General features: G+C 54.3%; 1 rRNA gene. It reads left to right on the forward strand.

Features of this window, described 5'->3' with window-relative positions:
* A 23S ribosomal RNA gene (locus LK536_RS58500) occupies positions 1–494 on the forward strand; the annotation flags it as partial.

Genomic DNA, 494 nt, shown 5'->3' on the forward strand with positions numbered 1-494 from the left:
GTGCGTAATAGCTCACTAGTCGAGAGGTCCTGCGCCGAAAATGTCCGGGGCTGAAACACAACACCGAAGCTTAGGAACCACGTAAGTGGTTGGTAGAGGAGCATTCTTAAAGGGGTGAAGCAGTACCGATGAGGAGCTGTGGACCTTTAAGAAGAGAGAATGCCGGAATGAGTAGCGAGATGGAGGTGGGAATCCTCCAGGCCGAATATCCAAGGTTTCCAGAGTAAAGCTGATCTGCTCTGGGTAAGTCGGGGCCTAAGGCGAGGCTGGGAGGCGTAGCCGATGGACAACAGGTTGAGATTCCTGTACCATGCATCATCAGAACTGTGGGGACACAGAAGGACAGCACATCCCGGGAATGGGAATACCGGGGCAAGCGTAGGAGGAGTCAGGCTGGCAAACCCGCCTGGCAATCCAAAGACGTGACGCGGAGCGAACTGAAGTAGCGAAGTGTGTGATTCCGGCTGTCAAGAAAAGCCGCTATCGTGTGATGC

Origin of the sequence: Clostridium pacaense (assembly GCF_020709765.2) — a bacterium.
GTDB lineage: Bacteria > Bacillota > Clostridia > Lachnospirales > Lachnospiraceae > Enterocloster > Enterocloster hominis.